The sequence below is a fragment of the Pedobacter miscanthi genome (assembly GCF_003315595.1).
Taxonomy (GTDB): domain Bacteria; phylum Bacteroidota; class Bacteroidia; order Sphingobacteriales; family Sphingobacteriaceae; genus Pedobacter; species Pedobacter miscanthi.
Genome location: NZ_QNQU01000004.1, coordinates 237,907 through 261,642 on the forward strand (window position 1 = coordinate 237,907; position 23,736 = coordinate 261,642).

At 40.6% G+C, this 23,736-nt stretch carries 14 protein-coding genes; 11 read left to right on the plus strand and 3 right to left on the minus strand.

Going from position 1 to position 23,736, the window contains the following annotated elements:
• Positions 1 to 2: 2 nt before the first annotated feature.
• The 3 genes from DRW42_RS06405 to DRW42_RS06415 all read right to left on the minus strand — a co-directional run bounded on the left by DRW42_RS06405 (position 3) and on the right by DRW42_RS06415 (position 4,698).
• Positions 3 to 2,432: a penicillin acylase family protein gene (locus DRW42_RS06405; RefSeq protein ID WP_113947993.1), complete on the minus strand. Its 2,430-nt coding sequence runs from the start codon at positions 2,430 to 2,432 to the stop codon at positions 3 to 5.
• Between the two features lie 257 nt (positions 2,433 to 2,689).
• Positions 2,690 to 4,195 (minus strand): C10 family peptidase, encoded by a 1,506-nt coding sequence (locus DRW42_RS06410; RefSeq protein WP_113947994.1) that lies wholly within the window; start codon positions 4,193 to 4,195, stop codon positions 2,690 to 2,692.
• A 26-nt stretch (positions 4,196 to 4,221) separates the two neighbouring features.
• A complete protein-coding gene (locus DRW42_RS06415) occupies positions 4,222 to 4,698 on the minus strand; it encodes a hypothetical protein (protein WP_147243682.1) in 477 nt (158 codons plus the stop codon).
• Positions 4,699 to 5,066: 368 nt separating this feature from the next.
• Here DRW42_RS06415 and DRW42_RS06420 point away from each other — a divergent pair, with 368 nt between their 5' ends.
• The 11 genes from DRW42_RS06420 to DRW42_RS06470 all read left to right on the plus strand — a co-directional run bounded on the left by DRW42_RS06420 (position 5,067) and on the right by DRW42_RS06470 (position 23,722).
• On the plus strand, positions 5,067 to 7,937 hold the full coding sequence (locus DRW42_RS06420) for a TonB-dependent receptor (protein ID WP_113947996.1): 2,871 nt from the start codon (positions 5,067 to 5,069) through the stop codon (positions 7,935 to 7,937).
• A gap of 327 nt (positions 7,938 to 8,264) precedes the next feature.
• Entirely contained in the window at positions 8,265 to 10,727 is a 2,463-nt protein-coding gene (locus tag DRW42_RS06425) for a glycoside hydrolase family 31 protein (RefSeq protein ID WP_113947997.1), read from the plus strand.
• A 58-nt stretch (positions 10,728 to 10,785) separates the two neighbouring features.
• Positions 10,786 to 12,747, plus strand: coding sequence for a 1,4-alpha-glucan branching protein GlgB (glgB, locus tag DRW42_RS06430; protein ID WP_244215211.1), 1,962 nt, complete (start codon positions 10,786 to 10,788; stop codon positions 12,745 to 12,747).
• A 177-nt stretch (positions 12,748 to 12,924) separates the two neighbouring features.
• Complete coding sequence (locus DRW42_RS06435; protein WP_113947999.1) at positions 12,925 to 14,358, plus strand: AAA family ATPase; 1,434 nt, start codon at positions 12,925 to 12,927, stop codon at positions 14,356 to 14,358.
• Positions 14,359 to 14,813: 455 nt separating this feature from the next.
• The gene (locus DRW42_RS06440; RefSeq protein WP_113948000.1) at positions 14,814 to 16,973 is read left to right on the plus strand and encodes an Ig-like domain-containing protein; all 2,160 of its coding nucleotides are present in this window, start codon (positions 14,814 to 14,816) and stop codon (positions 16,971 to 16,973) included.
• Between the two features lie 38 nt (positions 16,974 to 17,011).
• Complete coding sequence (locus tag DRW42_RS06445; protein WP_113948001.1) at positions 17,012 to 17,737, plus strand: hypothetical protein; 726 nt, start codon at positions 17,012 to 17,014, stop codon at positions 17,735 to 17,737.
• A gap of 19 nt (positions 17,738 to 17,756) precedes the next feature.
• A complete protein-coding gene (locus DRW42_RS06450) occupies positions 17,757 to 18,695 on the plus strand; it encodes a T9SS type B sorting domain-containing protein (protein ID WP_113948002.1) in 939 nt (312 codons plus the stop codon).
• A 13-nt stretch (positions 18,696 to 18,708) separates the two neighbouring features.
• A complete protein-coding gene (locus DRW42_RS06455) occupies positions 18,709 to 19,680 on the plus strand; it encodes a PorP/SprF family type IX secretion system membrane protein (protein WP_113948003.1) in 972 nt (323 codons plus the stop codon).
• Between the two features lie 271 nt (positions 19,681 to 19,951).
• A complete protein-coding gene (locus DRW42_RS06460; RefSeq protein WP_147243683.1) occupies positions 19,952 to 22,018 on the plus strand; it encodes an immunoglobulin domain-containing protein in 2,067 nt (688 codons plus the stop codon).
• A gap of 30 nt (positions 22,019 to 22,048) precedes the next feature.
• Positions 22,049 to 22,738 carry a hypothetical protein gene (locus DRW42_RS06465; RefSeq protein ID WP_113948005.1) on the plus strand — a complete coding sequence of 230 codons (690 nt, stop codon included), beginning with the start codon at positions 22,049 to 22,051 and terminating at the stop codon, positions 22,736 to 22,738.
• Positions 22,739 to 22,807: 69 nt separating this feature from the next.
• Entirely contained in the window at positions 22,808 to 23,722 is a 915-nt protein-coding gene (locus DRW42_RS06470) for a T9SS type B sorting domain-containing protein (RefSeq protein ID WP_158544289.1), read from the plus strand.
• Positions 23,723 to 23,736 lie beyond the last annotated feature (14 nt).

The following is a 23,736-nucleotide window of genomic DNA, read 5'->3' on the forward strand; positions in this document are numbered from 1 at the left end:
GTTTATTTAGAAATTTTTAAACGAGAAATAATTGTACCCGATTTATCATCAGGTGTTTGCATGTAGAACAGGTCGTACAGTTTGCCATTTGCCCAGGTATCGAGCATATTATCATAGAATTTGCTTCCAGGATTGCCCGATTGTCCGCCGGGATAAACCCCATGTCCCTTTGGTGTTTTACCCAGTTCGATTACCATTCTCCATGATGGTCCGTTGCTTTCGCCAAGCGCATTAATGGTCGATTTTGCACCACCAATCTGTAAAATCTTCGATCCAAAGCCAGGTATTTTGGCCAGATGGGGTACATTGCTCTGTTTTACATTTGCCCAGTCCCAATCTTTATTGATCGGGCCAAAACGCCTTTCCAGGCTATCGCAGCTATATTTAAACGATTCGTTTACCAAATCGGCAAGTGTTTCTTTTTTAGCCGTATGGATATTGTCGTACCATGGCGCATTTGGTTCTTTCAAGATCATTTCAACCGTGCGGTCGCGGGATGGGTAACGCATCGGGATTCCTTTTACCTCAAATTCATCGGCCCAGATATCGTAGGATAAACGTTTGGTCCATATTTCGAAAACACTGGCGGCAATTTCATGTGCATCATAACGTTTGTTCCATTTGCTAACATAAGATAATGCTTCTTTTTGCGTAGCATTTAATTGCTCGTTATTTAGCAAAGGCAATAGGGCAGGAACAAGGTTTTGCGCTAAAATACTGTAATTATCGGTCTGCATTAAGCGGATACTATCCAAAGTTGCCTTATTCATAGCTGCTAACCTGTCGTTAATCCTTTTTCCGCGTTCGTAAGGTGCAAATTCCCAGTTGATATAATATGGATAAGTGGGATCGGTTGATGATTGGTTGGCCGAGCTCACAAATCCGCGTGGCGGATTTTTTACCGTTGGATTCTGCGCATTCGGGATCCAGCCCTGCCAATCGTATGCCGGATCGGTACCATCAAGAATAAACTTACCCTGATCTTTCCATTTTAACGGGAATTTACCATTCGGTGTGATGGCAATATCATTATCTACACTGGCAAAAACAAAGTTCTGTGCCGGTGCAGTATAAAAGGTTAAAGCTTTACGGTAATCGTTATAATTTTTTCCACGGTTAAGAAGGTAAAAAGTCATTAACTCATTCGATTGCTCGTGGGCAATCCATCTTAAGGCATCACCAACGGGCACATTATCGGCCCGGCCATATTTTGGTTTCTGGAAATATACAACAGGTCCGTGGTGCGTGTAATAAACTGTATCTATCTCATCTTTTCCACCACGGATTTTTATCGTTTCTAAACGTTTAGAAGTTGCTTTCCATTGGTTGTTGTACCAATACTGATTGTGTGTCGAATCCTTAAACTTAATTTGATAAAAATCTAAAATATCAGCTGCTACGTTGGTTACACCCCAGGCAATTTTTTGGTTAAAACCGATAATTACGCCTGGTGCGCCAGGTAACGAAACACCATAGGTATTAACGCCAGGTGCATGCAGCTGAATCTGGTACCAGATAGAAGGCAGGGTTAAATCAAGATGCGGATCATTTGCCAAAATTGGATAACCCGAAGCTGTTTTAGCCCCAGATAATGCCCAGTTATTGCTGCCAATCCCTTCAACTTTTTCTTTGGTTTTTACCTCACCGGTTTGGGCTTGTGTAAAGCTTTCAGGCGTTTTAGGTGTGGGTAATGGTGAGAAATTCCATTTGGTGCCCACAGGAATAATGGGATCTTCACGGAAAGGATAATCAGGGAAAAGATCTTTTGTAATTTCAGGACCGAATTTTTTAAGGATGTTAGTCATGTAAAACTCATCTGAGCCCATTGCTAAAACGGCCGACATCTGTTTAAGTAATAAAGCACATTTTATTGGTGTCCAGTCTTCCGGTTTAAAATCGAGTATCTTATATTCCAGCGGATAATTGGCGTGCGAAAGTGTTTTGATATAGGCATTAATCCCTTCGGTATAGGCCAGAATCATTTCTTTAGCTTTCGGATCAGCCATCATGCCTTTTAACGAGTTTTCTGCACCATAAACCATGCCCATCCTGCGTTGATAACGGTCAACCTCAATGGCCTTATCGCCCACTACCTCACTAATCCTTCCGGCAGCGAAACGGGTCTGAAAATCCATCTGCCAAAGGCGGTGCATAGCTGTTACATATCCCTGCGCCAGATAAAGATCGTGATCGTTCTGTGCAAAAATATGCGGGATCATACGATCGTCGAATACAATTTCAATTTTATCTATTGCACCTTTGATCTTCGCTTTATGGTTAAACATAAAATGGTTGTTCTCTGCATTTTGCCAGAAACCCATAAAAGGATTTAGGAATTTTAACAGCGGAGGCGTACTACCTAGTTTGGTATTAAATAAAAAAGCTAATGCTATCGGGATGATGACGCAAAATAAGGCCTTAATTTTATTCATAATGGTTAGCTAACAAGTCAGTTTACTAAGATAGCGCAAAATGACGGTTTATGTTTGATGCAAAATACAACAAACTGTATATCAATCAAAATTATAATTTGAATTGATATTATTATGCTAACATAGGATTTAAATTGAGTTAATAAATTGGTGTTTTATAATAAATCGAAAACCAGCGCGCTCTTTAAAATAGAAGAGAGGACCGTTTAGCTGCCCTCTCTTTTATAATTAATATCTATCTCTATATGTTTGTCATCCTAATGAGGGTAGATGTCTGTTATAATATCCTGACCCTGTAAAAAATTAATAGTTGAGTTAATATATCCATTATTGTCGGAGAAATCAAGTTTGTACCAGCCATTATAAAATCCTCCCCATCCAAAATTAAAATGAAATACCTCCTCATCATTAATATAATAGCGTTGATCGTAACCAGGTACTTTAGTTGTGGTAACATATCTATGGCGTCTTATCCCATCCATTAACCACGCATGACACTCAGAATAATATCTTCGTTTAAATATCCACCAACCTGATTGTCCAACTATTCGGCATCCACCAATCATCACAGGAGCTCCACCATGCGATATTGTTCCTGTTTGAAGATCATAAACAGGGGTTAATCTATTTCTGATCTGTACGCCATATTTTTCAAGATTTGGATTTGGCGTCGTGTCGTCATAATCAGTGTAAGTTGTATTTATGCCAAGAGCATGAAAAGCGTCGTTTGCTTTACTCATATAAGCGCCAGAACCATCACAGGCATAATTCATATCCACCATACTTCCTAGATCTCTCATTAAACGTGCTGTTTCTGAAGAACCTGAAAGATTATTCATCGATAGCCAGTTGTAAGATGTTGGGTATTTAGAAAAGGACAGTGCTTGTGCCATAGCTGTTGCAACACATCCTGTTGGGGCTTTTCCCGTTCCGCATGCAAACGGAACAAGGTCATTATATCCTGATCCGACCTGGTCCCATTCAGTTTGTACAAGTGGCCCATTATTTACAACATAGTAATCCAATAATGTTTCGCAAGTCCAATTAGGAAGATTGTTTCCAAATGGGACACCAGGGAGGAATAGGCCGTAAGGCCAATCCTGATACTGACATTCTTGTTCCCAAGTTCCCATTGTTTTATTAGGGCCTGATGTTGTTGAGCTCAATAATTGCTTTTTCCTTGATTCAAGCAATGTTTGTTCTTTTTTCCTTGACAATAAAAAGCTTTCACTTTGTTTTATTGTATTTTCTTTTATTCCTTTGATGGTTTTTGATGCATTTTCAAGATAATTGATAAATGCTTCTGGTGCGTCCATGCCTGCCTTAAAATTTACGCTTTTATCTAAATATACCAATACCTCACCAAATCTTTTATCTGATGATACGATACTTGCCCCTCCTTCTTCGAAATTTACAGCGTAAAGAATTGGTTCTACATCGCTGACGTAATTTTTATCTTTGGTTTTTAAAACAGCATTTTTAACGTTTTCAGAATATATAAAATAATTTTTAATAGTCTTTTTTGGAGTTGTATTATATAGACTTGCAACTTTATCTGTTGGTGAAATAGTTCCAACTGGTATTTTTGCACTTCTAGCTAACGTTAGCGCCTGTTCAAGTCCTATAAAATTGGAGTCTAGCTTTTCCAATTTTGAAGTGTTAATTTCCGAATTTATTATCTCGGGAGAGATACTTGATTCTTTTCTACATGCCCACAGAAATACCAGGGCAAAAATAAACAGTACAATTTTTTTTGTTTTCATAAGAGGAGTTTAATAAGATAAAATTTTTATTTGATAGAGAATAGATTTACTTTGGAAGCGGCAATAATTACTTTTTCCGGAATAATTACCTGTGAATTGTATTCGACTTTTTGAAAAGTAATGGTACTATTTTCAGCGTTGAGATTTACTTTAATCGTAACATTGTCTAATAGCTGATTATCATAGCTGAATATCAATGTATTAATTCCTTCGTTGAAAAACGATTTGGTTTCGTACCAACTATCGAATAACCTGAAAACAGTACCAAATTTTTGTGTCAGAATAGGGTTAGTGATTAACTTAGAGTTGATCTTTTTTCCAGAAGCATCAAGTTTGAATATCGTTAGTTTTTTAGTTGCAAGGATATCAGCCTTTTGCTGTGAAACCGAAAAAAAAGTAGTTTCGGGAGGGTAAGCAGGGGTAGTACTTAATGTTTTTTCACTACATCCATTCAAGGATAGTATAGATAATAAAGTAATGCTAGCATTAATTAGATACTTCATAATCAAAAGTTTATTAAGATAAATGGTCAGATCGGAACGGCTAATCTATTTTTAGTTGACTATCTAAAATGTATGATATAATTTGCTTGTGTGTCTTTTAAGTTCTTTTTCAAACTTAAGCATTAGTTGTTGTTAATGCAAATTAATTTAACTTGATTCTATTTTTAAAAAAAAGTTAGTAAGTAAATGATCTAATCTTTTGCTTAAGTTAATTGATTATTCAGATGGAGATTTTGTAATACCCTTTAAATGATATTATTATGCTAACATAATTTGTTTAATTCAAAAAAAGAGTTTAAGTTTATGTAACTAATCATACAAATCAAGAGTGCAACTAACTATTTAGGTAACCAAATTAACAATCTTTTATGAGCAGAATTTTTACACAGATCTTCTACGTGTTATTATTGATGTGCACAATTAATATTGCAGCACAGGCACAGAGCATTACGGTGAGCGGAACCGTAAAAGATAAGCAATCGAAAGAGGGCCTCGCAGGCGTAAGTTTAACCATTAAAGGCCAATCGGGCGGTACGGCATCCACAGCAAACGGTAGTTTCAGCTTTAGTACAACTGCAAAAGTGCCCTTTACTTTGGTCGCATCTTACGTGGGTTATGGCTCAGTAGAACAGCAGATAACGGGAAGTACAACGGGTATTAACCTGGAACTGGAAACGGCTGTTGTATTGGGTGGCGATGTAGTGGTTTCGGCCTCGCGTACACCAGAGCGGATATTAGAATCGCCTGTTTCAATCGAGCGTATGAGCGCCGCTACCATCAGGGAGATTGCTGCACCATCATTTTACGATGCATTAAACAACATGAAAGGTGTAGAAAGCAGTATGCAGAGTTTAACTTTTAAATCAATCAATACCCGTGGCTTTAATTCAAACGGTAATACCCGTTTTAATCAATATATAGATGGAATGGATAACCAGGCACCGGGATTAAATTTCTCTGTTGGTAACATTGTAGGGATTACTGAACTTGATGTAGATAATGTAGAGCTGTTACCAGGCGCTTCATCAGCACTTTATGGCGCTGGTGGTATTAATGGTACTTTATTAATGACATCAAAAGACCCTTTTAAATATCCCGGAGCAAGTTTTCAATATAAAACAGGAATTAACCACGTTAATGATGATAATAGCACCGTACAACCTTTTAACCAACTGGATGTACGCATGGCAAAATCATGGAACAATAAATTTGGGGTAAAAGCTGCATTTTCATTTTTACAGGCCAAAGACTGGTATGGGAACAACTACTCTAACTTCGACAGGGTTTCGAGAACTGTAAAAAGTGGCGATAGAAGTGATCCGAATTATGATGGAATCAATACTTATGGCGATGAGCTTAGTCAGAATATGAGAAATGTGGCTCAGAGTGTATTGGCTTCAGGACAGGCAACCTATATCAAAAACTACGGGCTTGCTACAGGTGGACAGGTGCCCACCCCAGCACAGATAACGAGTTTTCTATCTACAAATGCACAAACGAGACCTTTTTATCTTGGATTAAACACACCTGGATTAATCCCGAATCAGAATATTACACGGAACGGTTATAATGAATCAGATTTGGTTGATTATAATACAAAATCGTTAAAGGCATCTGGTGCATTATATTATAACATAAGCAATACGGTTCAGGCAACTTTTCTTGCAAATTGGGGGACAGGTACTTCAGTGTACACCGGCTCAGATCGTTATTCGCTCCGTAATTTTAATATCGGCCAGTATAAGCTCGAATTAAAAGGAGAAGATTTTCTATTGCGTGGATATACTACACAGGAGCGCTCGGGCGATTCTTATATTTCATCTATTCTGGGGAGCTACATCAATGAAAAAGCAAAAGTTTCGCAGGCCTGGTTTCCTGAATATGTAGGTAATTATGTGGGTGCCAGGGCAGCCGGACAAACGGATGCACAGGCCCAGATTACGGCCAGAACCGCTGCCAATTCTGCTTCAACAGGAGGTAGTGCTTATTTTCAGCCTGGCTCCCCGCAATTCCTGCAGGCAAAAGACCAGATCATGAACACCACCATCAGTGCTTCCGATCCTAGTAAAGGTATTTACGGCGCCAAATTCGATGATAAATCAAACCTGTACCATTATGAGGGGATGTACAACTTTACCAACCTTTTTAATAAAGTGGTAGAGTTTCAGGTTGGTGCATCATACCGTTTATATGATTTAAATTCGGCAGGCACCATTTTTAATGATTTAAATGAATCTATCGATATTAAAGAATACGGTGCTTTCGGACAGATTGGTAAAAAGCTTTTTAGTGATAAGGTTAAGTTTACTTTTGCCGGCCGTTACGATAAAAGCCAGAATTTTGAAGGCAGGTTTACCCCGAGGATAACAGGTGTATTCACGGTAGCAAAAAACAATAATATCAGGGTTTCTTACCAGACCGGTTACCGTAACCCAACCACTCAGAACCAATATATCGACCTTTCAGTGGGTGGGGGTTCGCAAAGGTTGATCGGAGGTTTGCCCGAAATTATGTTTACTAAATACCATCTTGATACCAATAAACCCTATACAGATGTGAGTTACCGTGCCTTTTTGGCTTCGGCAGCTGCAACCGGCACACCTAATCAGGCACTTTTACAACAATATACTTTCGATTCGAGAGGTGTACGCCCGGAAAGTGTTCAATCGTATGAACTGGGTTATAAAGGTTTGGTGTTGCCTAATTTATTGGTTGATGCTTACGGCTATTATAATATCTATAAAGATTTTATCACTGCTGTTGACGTTTACCAGAATGTTAACGGAAGCTTTGTGAAATTTGGTGTTCCCGTAAATGCAGAGGGTAAAGTAACCTCTTATGGCGCTGCTTTAGGTTTAGATTACCTGGTAGGTAAATATACTATTAGTGGTAACGTTTCTTACAATAAAATTGGCGATCTTCCGGTTAATTACATCAACGATTTTAATACCCCAAAAATCCGTTATAACCTGGGTTTTGGAAATAAAGAAATTATTAAAAACTTTGGTTTTAATCTTGCTTACCGCTGGCAGGATCAGTTCTACTGGAATTCTTCTTTTGCATCAGGTCAGGTGCCTGCATACAGCTCATTGGATGCACAGGTTAGTTTGAGGATTCCTTCGGTACAGTCAGTAATTAAACTGGGCGGTTCTAATGTGCTCAATAAATATTATTTCACTTCTTACGGAAATCCATCAGCAGGCGCTATTTATTATCTGGCGCTTACTTTTAATCCATAGGATAATAATTACGTTTAAAAGCCCTTCGTACTTTAGGTATGAAGGGCTTTTTTTGTAGGATTAATTGTCAAAATATAATAAGATAAACGGTTTATTTCCGGTTATCTTATGTTAAAATTACATAATTTCAATGATCATATCTCGGGATTTGTAAATATGATCAGGTCTGCCTAATGTTAATACATCACAACTTAGTGTTAATTTTACACTATTAAATTCATCTTTTATAAAAAAGCTACATCCCTTTTATAAAATATTTGTATTATAGTACTTTCTTAAGCACATCCCAGTTTAAGAGGTATGAATTTAAAATTTGAATAAATAAGGATGGAAGCGCAAAACGACAAACCGAATGATGCAAGTGAACTGATCGAAAAAGAACAGGAAATACAGCATTTGAACAATCCGGTTGATATATCGGTAAAACCAATTGTTAAACAGTACCTTGGGGCAGTTAAAAAAGTAAAAAAAGAAGGCAACCGCTTCTATTTCTCGGATGGCGATGCCAGGGTAGAAGTAAGGGTGGTGAGCGATGATATTATCAGGGTACGGCTTGCACCGCATGGTGTTTTCCTGGATGATTTTTCTTACGCCGTACCGGAAGTAGACCAGAAAGTTTCTGTTTTTAAAATGCAGGAGCACGATGATCACTATACCGTTTCTACACACGCCGTAACCTGTAAAATAGAAAAAGCAAATTTCCACATCTCTTTCCACGATAATATTACCAATGTAATGATGGTTGATGAAGCCAACTCTATGCACTGGGAAGAGAATGTAGATTTTGGTGGTTATTATATTTATGCCACTAAAAAATGCCATCCCGAAGAAAATTTCTTTGGTTTGGGCGATAAATCAGGAAATTTTAACCTTCGAGGCCGCCGTTTCGAAAACTGGAATACCGATGCTTACTCTTTCGGCTGGAACCAGGATCCGCTATACCGTACCATACCTTTCTATATTGGTTTGCATAACCAGGCTGCTTATGGTATATTTTTCGATAATACCTTTAAATCGTATTTCGATTTTGGTGCCGAAGATGTAAACAAAACGAGTTTCTGGGCAGATGGAGGCGAATTGCAGTACTATTATATCCACGGGCCGCACATTATGGACGTGGTGAAACGTTATGCAACCTTAACAGGGACACACCCTATGCCGCCAAAATGGACACTGGGTTATCAGCAGTGCCGCTGGAGTTATTATCCTGAAACAAAGGTTAAAGAAATAGCCAAGCAGTTCAGAGACCGTAAAATTCCTTGCGATGCCATTTATCTGGATATCGATTATATGGATGGTTACCGCTGTTTTACATGGAATAAAAAATACTTTCCCGATCCAAGGCGGATGATCAAAGAACTTTCTGATGATGGTTTTAAAACCGTGGTGATGATCGATCCGGGCATTAAAGTTGACGATGATTACTGGGTTTTTAAAGAAGGTAAAGAGAAAAGATTTTTCTGTCGCCGCAGCGACGATTATTATATGGAAGGGCATGTTTGGCCCGGCCGTTGCCAGTTTCCTGATTTTACCAATCCTAAAGTACGTGCCTGGTGGGGCAACCTGTACAAGGAGCTGGTAGATATGGGTGTTGCAGGTTTCTGGAATGATATGAATGAGCCTGCCGTATTCGGTTCGGGTACTTTCCCTAACGATGTACGCCATAATTACGATGGATATCGTGGCTCGCACCGCAAAGCGCACAATGTTTATGGTATGCAGATGGTACGTTCTACCTACGAAGGACTTAAAAAACTGATGCGTAATAAACGTCCGTTTACCATTACCAGGGCCGGTTATTCTGGTATGCAGCGTTATGCCAGCGTATGGACGGGTGATAACATCGCTACCTGGGAACATTTAAAAATCGGTAATATCCAATGTCAGCGTTTATCCGTTTCGGGTGTTCCTTTCTGTGGAACCGATATTGGTGGATTTAGTGGCGAGCCGGATGGCGAATTGTTTACCCGCTGGATCCAATTGGGAACTTTTTCTCCTTTTATGCGTGCCCATTCTGCCGGCGATACCGCCGAACGCGAACCCTGGAGCTTTGGTCAGTTTTTCGAAGATATTAACCGCAAGTTTATCGAGTTAAGGTATCGTTTAATGCCTTACCTGTATTCGGTTTTCTGGGAACACCACCGTTATGGCTTTCCTATTTTAAGGCCATTGGTTATGCTCGAGCAGGAAAATATCAGCAACAGTTTCCGTCAGGATGAATTTTGCTATGGCGATAAATTGTTGATCTGTCCGGTTTTGGAGCAGGGCGCCATATCAAGAAGGGTTTACCTGCCAAAAGGTACCTGGTACAACTTCTGGACCAACGAAATTCTGGATGGCGGTAACGAATATACCGTTGATGCGAAAATAGACAGTATGCCGATGTTTGTGCGTGCAGGTTCTGTTTTGCCCGAGTATCCGGTAATGCAATATGTAGATGAAAAATCGATCACCGAAGTAATCCTGAATATCTACCACAGCGATTACGAAGTGAATTCGTACATGTACGAAGATCATGGCGATACCTTTGCCTACGAACAGGATATTTACCTGGAAAAGAAATTTACAGTAAAAGGCGATAGCCAGGCCATTAAGGTAAACCAGCGTAACGAGGGTTTATATACCCCTAACTACGAGTTTTATGTTTGCAACATTATCGGCGTAAAATTCCAGGTTAAAAAGATCATCATTGATAATAAAGAGGTGAAAGATTTTTATACCGACGATCAGAATGTCCTGCATTTCAAGTGCAATAAAAATTTCTTGGAAATTCAGATTTTAAGTCTGTAACATTTAGCCCCAAATGCTGTTTAGTGTTTGGGGCTTCATTTATCTAGCCAAAATATCTATGTCAGCAAAAAAAGTTCCTGCAAAAAAAGCAGCGTTACCTAAAATCGATAAGAAGAAATCCGTTTGGGTACACAGTTTATTTACCGATTACGACATTGATCTTTTTCTTGTTGGAAAGCATTTTAGGCTGTACGAAAAAATGGGTTCCCATTTAATTACCGTAGAGGCTACCGCCGGAACTTATTTTTCGGTTTGGGCACCTAATGCTATCAACGTAAGTGTGGTCGGTAATTTTAACGATTGGAACAACGGGGCGCATCCGCTATACAAACGCTGGGATAAATCGGGTATATGGGAGGGTTTTATTCCCGGCATTGCCAAAGGCGAGGTATATAAATATTTTGTTAAGGGTTTTGATGAATCGGAACACCTGAAAGGCGATCCTTATGCACGCCGTTGGGAGCATCCGCCGCAAACCGCCTGTATTGTCTGGGATACCGATTACACCTGGAAAGATAAAGCCTGGCTTAATAAAAGGGCAAAATTAACTGCTTTAGATCAGCCGATTTCTGTTTACGAAATACATTTGGGCTCCTGGGAGCGCGATCCCGATAATCCTGAACGTGTTTTAAACTGTAGGGAAGTGGCCAGCAGGCTTGTGCCCTATGTTAAAGAAATGGGTTTTACACATGTAGAACTGATGCCTGTAATGGAATTTCCATTTTTCCCAAGCTGGGGATACCAGATTACCGGATATTTTGGGGCAAGCTCGCGTTACGGTTCCCCACAGGATTTAATGTACCTCATTGATGAATTACATAAGGCCAATATCGCCGTGATACTGGATTGGGTTCCTTCCCATTTCCCGGGCGACAGGCATGGTTTATATGAATTTGATGGTACACACCTGTACGAACATGCCGATATGCGGAAAGGTTTCCATCCCGATTGGAAATCGTATATTTTCAACTACGATCGTAATGAAGTACGTTCTTTCCTCATCAGTAATGCCATATTCTGGCTGGATCAGTACCATGCGGATGGTTTAAGGGTTGATGCTGTAGCTTCGATGTTATATTTTAACTTCTCGAGAGAAGATGCTGATGCTGCAACCAACGAATATGGAGGTAGTGAAAACATTGGTGCTATTCAGTTTCTTCAAGACCTGAATGTAGCGGTTTATGGTAGTTTTGATGGTGTACAAACCATTGCCGAAGAAAGCAGTACCTACCCTGGTGTAACCCATCCGGTGCATAATGGTGGCCTGGGTTTTGGTATGAAATGGATGATGGGCTGGATGAACGATACGCTGAAATATTTTAAAATCGATACCCTTGGCCGGAAACATCACCACCATCAGTTAAGCTTCAGCATGACTTATGCCTTTACCGAAAACTTTATGCTGCCTTTTTCGCATGATGAAGTGGTACATGGTAAATCGCCCATGTTATATAAAATGCCGGGTGATGACTGGCAGAAATTTGCCAACCTGAGGGCGCTTTATGGTTATATGTTTACCCATCCGGGAGCAAAACTGCTTTTTATGGGGAACGAATTTGGCCAAACCAGTGAGTGGAACTTTACCCAGTCGCTCGATTGGCATTTACTGCAATACCCACCACATAAGGGCATGCAGGAAACCGTTAAAGCTTTAAACTTCCTGTACCGGAAAGAGCCTGCCTTATATCATTTTAATTTTAGTTACGAAGGTTTCCAGTGGCTTGATGCGGATAATGCAAACGAATCAGTATTTACGTATATGCGTAAAGGTTCAAAAGCAAAAGATACCCTGGTAATTGCCATAAACCTGACGCCTGTGGTGCGCGAAAATTATAAAATCGGCGTTCCTTTTAAAACTAAGTGGACTGAGATTTTCAATACCGACGATATTGTTTATTACGGCGGCGGCATTAATAACCGTGGCGATATTGTACCTGATCTGGAAGGTTATAACGGACAGGAATATTCGATAATTGTTGATCTTCCACCTTTAGCGGTAACTATATTCAAGAGCAAATAAGATTTTTCATTTTTATACCACGCCAAAACGATCTCTAAAAATACACTTTTGGCGTGATATAGCTTTTTATATTGCGCCAAAACTACCTTAAAAAATATACTTTTGGCGTGATATAACTTTTTATATTGCGCCAAAAATTATAAATTTATTACCTTTGTGGTTATAAATTAATGGTTTATGGAACAGGTTGTAGGCAGAACCGACGAAAAATTACTGTTGGGTAAGATTGAAAAATCCGGCGAACCCGAACTCATTGCGGTATACGGGCGCAGGCGGGTTGGAAAAACTTACCTCATCAGGAATGGCTTTAGTAAAGACCTTGCATTTGAATTTTCGGGTATCCATCATGCTACATTAAACCAGCAACTGGAAAACTTTAGTTTGGCACTTACCAGAGTAACAGGCGGACTTCCACTCGCTAAACCCGAAAGCTGGATAGCTGCTTTTCAGATGCTTACCCAATACCTTACGCCTTTAGTTAAAAAGGAAAGAACAATCATATTTATCGACGAATTTCCGTGGATCAATACCGCCCGCTCAGGGTTTTTGCCTGCCTTCGAAAACTTCTGGAACAGCTGGGCTTCCAAAGAGAAGAAACTTATTGTGGTTATTTGCGGTTCTGCTGCCTCCTGGATGATCAATAAAGTAATCAATAACCGTGGCGGCCTGCATAACCGTGTTACCAGAAGGATCAGGCTTTTGCCCTTTACCGTTGGCGAAACAGCAGCATACCTTAAACACCGGAAAATAAAACTCGATAAATACCAGCTTTTACAGGTTTATATGGCCATGGGCGGTATTCCTCAATACCTTAAGGAGATAGAACCTGGCGAAAGTGTGGCGCAGATTATAGACCGGTTATTTTTCACCAAAGATGGATTGCTGCTCGAAGAATTTAAGAACTTATATTATTCCTTATTTGATAAAGCCGAAAACCACATCGATATTGTACAGGCTCTGGCTAAAAAAAGCAAAGGTTTAACACGTACCGAAATTATCAATGCCTGTAAATTAAGCAGTGGGGGTTATGCCACGCAATTGCTTGCAGAACTGGCCGAATCAGGTTTTATAACCCCATATATTCCTTTCGGTAAAAGCACTAAAGATGCTTTATATAAACTTACCGACGAGTATTCGATTTTTTACCTGAAATTTATTGATGGCAATAAAGCAACAGGTGCGGGTACCTGGCTAAAATTTTATTCGGGCACTTCGTGGAAAAGCTGGAGCGGATATGCTTTTGAGAGCATCTGCATGAAACATACTGTGCAGATTAAAAAGGCAATAGGAATAGAAAATGTTTATGCTGAAATATCAGTGTGGCGGTATGTACCTAAAAATAAAAAGGAGCAGGGCGCGCAGATCGATCTACTGATAGACCGCAATGATTCGTGTATCAATATATGTGAGATGAAATTTTCAGTTGCGCCTTTTGAAATCAGCAAGTCTTACGAAAAAGAACTGAATAACAAACTACAGGTATTTCAGTTGCAAACGGGAACAAGAAAGGCGTTGTTTTTAACCATGATCACAACTTATGGCGTAAAAAATAGAGAAAACTATCCGGGTTTGATACAAAAGGAAATTACCATGGATATACTATTTTCCTGATTTTAAATAAGAAAAGCCTCCCATTGCTGGAAAGCTTTCTTAAACCCTGGAGTGGAAGCTTCCAGAGAGGGTGCAAAGATACGATAACTCTTTTCTTGTGCAAGTATTATCTGCTAAATAAATTTATAACCATTTTGGCTGTAAATATTATTTCTCTTGAGGAAACCAAAATAAACAAGGGCTGCGTTGTTTTAAAAATTAATGATTGAAGGCCAGCAAAAATTTGCTCAAGCCTAAACATTTCAATCATTCAACCTACAATCTGTGTTTTGTTGATAAATGTCAATAAAACAGCGTGTTATGTATTCTTAATCTGTTTAATGAATAAAGTGAACGGCTAATCTGGCAGCTCCCCGATATACTTTTGTGTCAACAAACAAACTGTTTTACGTCACATCCCTAAAGTATTGAAAAGGCGCTCCTGTCTATCTTTTCTGGTGTTTGTGCTTTGCTTTATGCCTGCCTATTTATATGCGCAGTGTGAAAATACGGCACGGACCTATGCTAACTTTCAAGGTTCATATCTTGATGGGTTAGGTATTTTGGGAGCAAATTTATACGGTAATATTGCCGATGCACCAAATGCCGTTAATGGGCAGGTGAAGGATGCATCAACACTCTCGGTTCCGATAGGACTTTTGAACCTTACCGGTTCGGCCACACAATTTCTCGAATTTACCACTAATGGTACCAATGCAGGTAAACGTACTATAGCCGCAAATACTCCTGTAACGGTTAAACTGGCACTGCCCAAAGAATTGCTTGGGGTATTGAGCAGTTTTGAGATCGGAAGTTTTACTGATTTGCACGCTGTTGCAGAGAATAAGCCTTTACTTGGTTATGGATATGAGGCGGGTTATGATGCAACACGAAATCCGATTTATACCTCAGCAAATATTGCCGGGGTAATAGGCGGAGGGGGAGAGGTCGAAATTACAGTAACCCCTACGCAGGATTTTAACGGCATCTATATTAAAATCGCCGGTGCTGTAGTTTCTACAGCTTTATCCATGAAGGTTTTCCACGCTTATATCATGGAGTTGAGCACAGGATCAATCAATTGTGATGAAACCATTGATGTGCTTTCGGGTGTAAAGCCAACACCATTGGGTGGAATTGCAAACTTAACGGGTACGGTAACCGATCCATTTAATGCCATCGATGCTGATCCCAATAGTTATGCCCTGATTGATGTTGGTGCATCTGTGCTGAATCAGGTATACCTTACTACTATTTTTAATAAACCTTCGCAACCTGCAGATTCGGTCACAATTGTACTCGAAAATCCTGGTGGTGGACTTTTAAACCTTAGTCTTTTAACAGGTTTTACCATACAGCCTTATTTAAACGGAGCAAAAGCAGGGCCTGCATTTGATAATACCGGAACTTTTCTGAGCCTAAAATTATTTCCGGGATCAACCAGCAGATATACTTTAACTTTTGCGGTAACCGATGTGTACGACCGTTTAGAAAGTTCGATGGGCGGGCTTACAGGTGCATTTAGCCGTTTAAGAATTTATAATATCAAACGCAAACTTGCAAAACCGAGAACACTGGTAGATCCGTCAACAACTGATGAAAAAACGATCTGTCAGGGTGAAACGGCGAGTTTTTCTGTTCAAAATGCGCAGGCTTGTACCGAATATAAGTGGTATGATGCCGAAACGGGAGGTACTTTATTACACACTGGCTTAACCTATACACCGCCATCTACCCTTGCTGCCGGAGAATATAACTATTACGTTGAGGCAAGCAGAACTTATTGCATCACAGCAGTATCCGAACGGTTAAGGGTTAAGCTAAAGGTTAATCCTTTGCCAACGCTTACTGTTTCCGGGGCAACAATTTGTAGTGGATCTTCTGCCACACTTTTGGTCACCAATCCCGATGGAGGTTTTACCTATAACTGGTATACATCATCTTCGGGCGGCACGCCATTTAATGTCGGAACATCTTATTCCACGCCAATACTTACAGCAACCACAACTTATTATGTTGAAGCCGTAAATTCCCTAACGGGATGTAAAAATGCAGGTGGCACCAAGGCTGTAGAGGTTAAAGTAAAACAATATGCGCTTGTGCCTGCAATTATTGGTGCAGTTACTATGTGCGCAGGAACAAACTCTGCTTTTACAAATACTTATCCTAATGGAACATGGAGCAGCAGTGATGCGGGTATTGCAACCGTAGATGCTGCGGGTTTGGTTACAGCAGTTGCAGCAGGTAACGTGCTAATCAGTTATACTGTTGCCGATGATGCTACTTACTGCGGAAAGAAGGTTGATTTTAATTTAACCGTAAATCCGCAGCCCAATTTAATCTTAGGGCCTGATCCGGGAATCTGCGAGGGCTTGAGTTCAACAAAACTCACTTATACCAATCCGCTTTTCGATCCGGTTACCTACAGCATTTCGTGGGTTGGCAACTCACTTCCTGCTGTTTCGAACCAAATTTTACCGGCGAACGAAATTACCATTAATATACCTTCTACAACGCCTGTAGGTGTATACCAGGGGAATTTAACCATTAAAAATGCAAACGGCTGCGAGCGTACCATCCCTTTCAGTTTTAGGGTAAAGCTTGTGCCGCATAAACCAACAGTATCTATTAATTAAAAAAGAAATAAACCATTCATCCCTAACAAATTAAAGCCATGACAAAAAAATCTACAAAAAACTATTTAAGGATCTTTGCATTCCTGATGTTCTTATTGCCGGTTAGCGCATTTGCACAAACTACACCGAATGTATACCTGTGTGGTACAGGAACGGTGAAACTTACACCGTCATTTACCGGGTATACACCAGTTGCTGGTGATAAAATTATCTGGACGGTAGATGGTACTGCCCAGAGTGCTGTAACTTATAATGTAGCAGCAGATGCTATTTTTAATGTGCCTGCATCATTGGCAGCCGGAACACATACTTATTCGGTACAGGTTCAACCGGCCGATGCAAATCTTTGTCCGAGTGATGCATCAGATAATACAGTGATTGAGAAATTACCTACACCTCTAATTACTGTAGCCGCACCGGGAAGTGTTTATTGTACTGATCAAACCGCATCAACCGTATTTACAGCAAGTAAAGATGCTTCAATCACTTTGCCAACTGGTGTAACTATGACTTATCTATGGTCTGCAACGCTTGGTGGTACCGCCGTAACTGATATTACAACCTTGGGTGCGGCATCTGCTTCGGGAGATACTTTTACACTTAAAGCTGGTGTAGCACCGGGTGCATATGTTTTTACAGCAACTGGAAGTTATGCAACTGGGGGCGTTCAGATTGTCCCTGCAACAACATGTACTGCCACAGCATCAAAAGCAATTACCGTTACAGTTAAACCGGGCAAAGCAACAATTGCCGTAGCGCCTTAAGTTATAAAGTTTAACCGCCATGGTGTTTAGCAGGTTAGGGATAATTGTGTTTGGCGTGCTGCTGCTTCCAGCGGCGGCATGCTTTGCGCAATCTAACAATCCCAATGTGCTTAACCTTAAACCTGGTGTTACGGTTAAACTCAGGGCCAATGGTACAGGGGCAACCTCTTACCAATGGTTCAGGAATGGTGATGCTATTTTTGGTGCTACCCAGCAGGATTATGTGGTAAGCACCGCTGGAAAATATACGGTGATTACTTTTAGCCTGGGTGGCTGCAGTTCCGATCTTTCGGAAGAGATGGAGGTGGTGATGGAATCGGTTATCTCAGCTGATGTTTCCATACTTAAGAGGTCGGAAAACAGACAGGTAATCAATACCGAAGTGTTTAAATATAATTTATTGGTACGCAACAACGGCCTGGGCATGGCTACCAATGTACAGGTAAAAGACGACCTTCCCGAAAACCTGACGTTCGTAAGCGTTGATCCAGCCATTGTAGGTACGGCGAGTTATAACGAACAAACCCGAACAGTTTCGTGGGCCATACCTTCGCTGGCCAATGGGAGTTTTGTAGAGCTAGTTGTTAACGTAAGGGCCATGAAACCTGGTAATGTGGTAAATAGTGCTACGGTTACCATCAATGAGCCCGACCCCGATCCATCGAACAATACTTCGGTTGATACCAAAGAAATTACCGGACTTAAAATACCGAATGTGTTTACGCCAAATGGCGATGGGAAAAACGAAACCTTTTCTATCGAACGCCTCGATCGTTATATCGAGAACCAGCTTACCATCATTAACCGGTGGGGAAGCACGGTGTATGAAAAAAGTGGCTATTTAAACGACTGGACAGCCAATGGTTTGGTAGATGGAACCTATTTCTACGTGCTTAAAGTTAAAGCCACCAACGGCCAATGGCAGGAGTTTAAAGGCTATGTTACCGTGATCAGATAAATGAGAGGAGGATATGAAAAAGATAATTTTAACGGCATTATTTAATTTAACCTGTTTATGTTTATTTGCCCAGCAAAACGCACAGTTCGGGCAATACGTGTTCAACGGTTTATATATTAATCCGGCTTATGCAGGTTATAAAGAAGAACTGTATATGCAGGCCTTTGTCAGGGCACAGTGGACCGGTATCCAGGGGGCACCGCAAACGCTTTCTATATCTGTTGATGAAGCGGTTAAAGAAGAAAGTCTTGGTTTAGGGCTTTTAGTTTCGAAAGATAAGATTGGTGCGCAAACTTCACTTAATTTATCAGGTAATTTCGCCTACCGCATTAAACTCGACCGTACCGAAACCAATGTGCTGGCTTTTGGGATCGGACTCGGGGTAATGCAGATGGGTTTAAACGGGAGTCTTTTAGATCCAAATGAGACAAACGACAACAGGATACCAGCAGGTTACGAAAGTCGTATCGTACCCGATATCAGGGCAGGAGTACATTATTCAAACGAAAAGTTTTTTATCGGTTTCTCCGCCAATAACCTGCTTACACAATATCTACCTGTTTTTAGGGATAATAATTTACTCAGCATTACAGCTAAACCACACTTTTACCTCACTGCTGGTATGGTGTTTCCGGTGAATAACGATTTTATGTTCAAACCGACGTTCCTGTTTAAAGATGACCTGAACGGACCTACCTCTCTTGACCTGAACGCTTTTTTAATGATTAAAGAAAAACTCTGGCTGGGTGGAGTATACAGAACATCTATAAAACTCTATCCAAAACCTGATCTGCAGGCCGATTTAAGGGCAAGGGGCGCTATTGGTTTAATTGCCGAATTCTTTGTGCGCGAAAACCTTAGGATTGGTTATGGCTACGATTATAGTTTAAATAAATTGGGTAGTTATGATTATGGTTCGCACGAAATATCGATAGGCTATTACCTGCAAACAGCCAAAAGCAGAAGACCCAAATGCTACTTTTAACGATAATCTCTTTAAAATCGTATAAATATTCCTGATTTGTTTGCTTTTTGTTTGTGGTAACATGTTTTCTTAACATGGATTACATGAGCGATGATTAGTTTTGCGTTGGTTACGGAATGAATAAAATGAATGTTTAAAAACCGTTCGCTTCATTTTTACGTAATCAAACATAACCCTGAATTTTGCTCTCCCAAACAAATTGAAGCGGTTTTTTTGTCTATTCTTATTATTGGGACTGTTTTTGGTCCTTCCAGGGCCTTTGTATGCACAATTGTGTACGAACCAAAGCCGTGTATACGCTAGTTTTCAGGATTCGCAGAATGCTGCAAGTGGATTTGGATCATCTGTTTCGATAACCAATAATGCTAAATCTGTAGATACAGATCCATCAACAGCTTCTACACTTTCCATTAATAGTTTGTTGGGTTCATCATCGGTAACACAATATCTGGAGTTTAGTACAGATGGTACACATTTAGGCAAACGCTTAATTGCAGCAGGTAAACTGGTAACCGTTAAGGTATCTATTCCTGCTTCAGCTTTAAGTTTGGCAGGGACTATTGAAGTCGGCACTTTTACCAATTTAAATACTGGTACCAAAGCGGCCACACGTGTCGCAATGTATTCTGCATCTACCGTAGGTTTATTGGGCGGTGCAGGTGCCATCGAAATCCCTTTAACACCTGCACAGGCTTACAATGGTGTTTATGTCAAACTTTCGGCGTCACTTTCTATCGGTGTTTCTGCCGAGATATACGGTGCCTATCTTTTAGAAGATAATCCTTTGGATATTGAGTGTGATAAAGGGATTGATGTACTTACAGGGGTAAACGGCGCTGGTTTGCTCAACGGAACGGCTTCAATAAGTAATCCTTACGCTGCAATAGATGCTGATCCAACTTATACCACTTATGCCACCATTAATACCGGATTGCAAGCCGCAAACGAAGCTTATCTTACCGCATTGTTTGCTAAAGAAAGTCAGCCGCTTGATTCCATTAAAATCGTTTATGATGGTGGCGGAGGTCTGAGTTTACTCAGTGGTTTTACCATACAGCCTTATCTGGGCGATGCCACAGCAGGTGGCGCATTTAATAATGGGAATACAACGGTTAAAGCAATCGCTGGTACCACCAAATTTGAAGTTTCTTTTCCGGTATCTGCGGTTTTTGACCGTGTAAAAATCTCATGGGGTGGTGTATTAGCCATCGGTACCGAACTCCATATTTACAATGTAACCAAGGTAATTCCCAAACCCATACCTTTAATCGACGGACAGCAGACTTACGCCGGTAGTGTATGCTCGGGCCAGGGCACTATTTTATCTATTGATAACCTGCAGGACTGTACCACTTATAAATGGTATGCGGATAAAACCACTCCGACACCATTATTTACAGGCAGTTCTTATAATCTCGGCATATTACCGGTTGGCGATTATGTTTATTACGTAGAATCTAGGCGAAATAATTGTATTTCTTCTATTTCGGAGCGCGTAAAAGTAACACTAAAGGTTAATCCGCTGCCAACTGTTTCAGTTACCAATGTAATTTCATGCAGTGGCTCGGCGGTAAACCTTTCGGTAGATAGCCCACTTGCAGGTATCACCTATAATTGGTACGATGCCCTTACAGGTGGGAACTTAAAAAATACAGGTGTTACTTATACCACCCCTGTACTTACTGCAAATACAACTTACTATGTAGAAGCCGTAAATCAGGCCACGGGTTGTGTAAGTGCTAACCGTGCAACGCTGGCCATCCAGGTAAAACCAATAGCTACCGTTGGCACAACAACAGGAACCAATAAAATATGCATTGGTTCTGCTACTACTTTAAGCAATGTAAATCCTGGCGGAACCTGGTTAAGTACCAATCCACTGATTGCAACGGTAAATCCTGTTACCGGAGAAGTAACCGGAGTTGCTGCCGGAACAACGATAATCAGGTATACTATTCCAGACGGACCAGCTGTGTGTACAAATTCTAACGATTTTAATTTAACAGTTGCGGCGCCTCCAGGTTTAACATTGGGGCCAGAACCGGAAATCTGCTCTGGCTTTACCAGCTCATCATTAAGTTATACCAATCCGGTAAATAGTCCAACCACTTACAGCATCAGTTGGGGGACTGCTGGCTTTTCAGCAATAAATAATCAGGCTTTGCCAATGGGCAATATACCTTTTACAGTTCCTTTTGATGCTGCAACCGGGACCCATTCTGGTATCCTCACCATAAAAAATGCAGATGGTTGCAGTACCCAGATCAATTTTACCATAAAAATAAATCCAAAACCGGCAGCGCCACATGTATCGCTGCCCATAACATCCCAATATTAAAAATTTAAACAAATCAAAAATCCCATCCCCATGAACAGTTTCATTAAAAAAAGCTCATTCGTAATCGCATTATTGCTGATCTGTAACTTCTTACGCGTTTCGGCGCAGGTTACTCCAACTACAACAGGTGTTAACCTATTTTGCCAAGGCGCTGATCTTACCCTGCCTGCACCAGCCCCAGGCCAAAACTGGATCGTAAGATACAGTGCAATACAAACTACAACACCACCAGACTTAATTCCTTTAACCGGTGGGAACCAGATTCCCGCTGCCATTTTAAAGAATGGATTTTACTATTTAAGCTCGAAAGCTACCGCAGCAGGATCCTGCGAATCGGACATGCAGGAAATCCCGGTTTATGTACTTCAGCCACTCGTGCCCAATTTTGCCGCGGCCGATTTTTGTGTGGAAACGCCGATTGCACAGGTTGGAACAGTTACCAATCCCGAAGATCCAACCATCACTACTTTGGCCTATCAATGGTACACTGTAGTTGGTACAACCGAAACTGCAATTTCTGGTGCAACTCAAAAAGATTATACACCGGTTTCGCCAACCGTGGGTACAACAAAATACCGCTTAAAAGTAGGTTACGAAATTAATGGCAATAAATACTGTGCGCAAACGGTAGACCATGATGTAACGGTAACGGCTAAGCCAACTAAACCAACTATTACTCCTGCATTGATTTCTGGAAAAGCTACCCCGGTTACTTTTTAATAGCGTTTAATAAATTTTTTTCTGTTTTTAAATCTATAAATGAGGCTTAGGTTTTATACCTTCCTGTTTATGGCTTTTCTATTATTTTCATCTATAATAGGATTTAGCCAGACCGTACCCAATGGGCGGCCGAAAATCACGATCAAAAAAGGATCGGCGGTTTCGTTGCGCGCAAATTCGGTAGGGGCCACCTCGTACATCTGGTACAAGGATGGTAAACTTGTGCCCGGTCAAACCAAACAGGAACTTATTACCGCAACCGCAGGGATTTATAAAGTTACCGCAGTAAACCGTTTTGGATGCTCGTCTGATTCTTCAGACGAAATAGAAGTCGAGGTAATCAGTACGCCTGTTGCAGATGTAGCCATCACTAAACGGTCAGAAACCAAAAATGTACTGAGCAACCAGGTGTTCGACTATTACCTGAACGTGCGGAATAATGGTGCAGACGATGCCACATTAGTAAAAGTGAAAGATGTTTTACCGGATAACCTCATTTTCGAAAGTTTAGCGCAGCCAACAGATGGAACCGCCAGTTACGATCCGGCATCAAGAACTATCAAATGGGGGATAGATCTTTTAGGCAATGGAAAATTTGCAGAGCTCGTGGTACATGTAAGGGCAAAGCAACCGGGCATGGTAAGCAATACCGCAACTGTAACGGCAACCGAAGATGATCCGCTATTATCAAATAATACCTCAACCGATTTAAAAGAAATTTCAGGTTTAAGGATACCAAATGTATTTACACCCAATGGGGATGGGAAAAACGATACATTTTATCTCGAAAACCTCGAATCTTTTGAATTTAACGAGGTAACGGTAATCAACAGGTGGGGAAGCACAGTATATCAATCAAACAAATACCTGAACGACTGGACCGCTCCGGGATTAAGTGATGGAACTTATTTCTACGTGGTTAAGGTTAAAAACGGGGATGCCGGTTGGCTGGAATATAAAGGCTATATCACCATTATTAGGTAAATACAATTAAGCTG

Excerpts from the sequence above, each read along its gene's own strand:
- DRW42_RS06405 (WP_113947993.1), bottom strand. The coding sequence starts at position 2,432 with ATGAATAAAATTAAGGCCTTATTTTGCGTCATCATCCCGATAGCATTA.
- DRW42_RS06410 (WP_113947994.1), bottom strand. The coding sequence starts at position 4,195 with ATGAAAACAAAAAAAATTGTACTGTTTATTTTTGCCCTGGTATTTCTG.
- DRW42_RS06415 (WP_147243682.1), bottom strand. The coding sequence starts at position 4,698 with ATGAAGTATCTAATTAATGCTAGCATTACTTTATTATCTATACTATCC.
- DRW42_RS06420 (WP_113947996.1), top strand. The coding sequence starts at position 5,067 with ATGAGCAGAATTTTTACACAGATCTTCTACGTGTTATTATTGATGTGC.
- DRW42_RS06425 (WP_113947997.1), top strand. The coding sequence starts at position 8,265 with ATGGAAGCGCAAAACGACAAACCGAATGATGCAAGTGAACTGATCGAA.
- glgB (WP_244215211.1), top strand. The coding sequence starts at position 10,786 with ATGTCAGCAAAAAAAGTTCCTGCAAAAAAAGCAGCGTTACCTAAAATC.
- DRW42_RS06435 (WP_113947999.1), top strand. The coding sequence starts at position 12,925 with ATGGAACAGGTTGTAGGCAGAACCGACGAAAAATTACTGTTGGGTAAG.
- DRW42_RS06440 (WP_113948000.1), top strand. The coding sequence starts at position 14,814 with ATGCCTGCCTATTTATATGCGCAGTGTGAAAATACGGCACGGACCTAT.
- DRW42_RS06445 (WP_113948001.1), top strand. The coding sequence starts at position 17,012 with ATGACAAAAAAATCTACAAAAAACTATTTAAGGATCTTTGCATTCCTG.
- DRW42_RS06450 (WP_113948002.1), top strand. The coding sequence starts at position 17,757 with ATGGTGTTTAGCAGGTTAGGGATAATTGTGTTTGGCGTGCTGCTGCTT.
- DRW42_RS06455 (WP_113948003.1), top strand. The coding sequence starts at position 18,709 with ATGAAAAAGATAATTTTAACGGCATTATTTAATTTAACCTGTTTATGT.
- DRW42_RS06465 (WP_113948005.1), top strand. The coding sequence starts at position 22,049 with ATGAACAGTTTCATTAAAAAAAGCTCATTCGTAATCGCATTATTGCTG.
- DRW42_RS06470 (WP_158544289.1), top strand. The coding sequence starts at position 22,808 with ATGGCTTTTCTATTATTTTCATCTATAATAGGATTTAGCCAGACCGTA.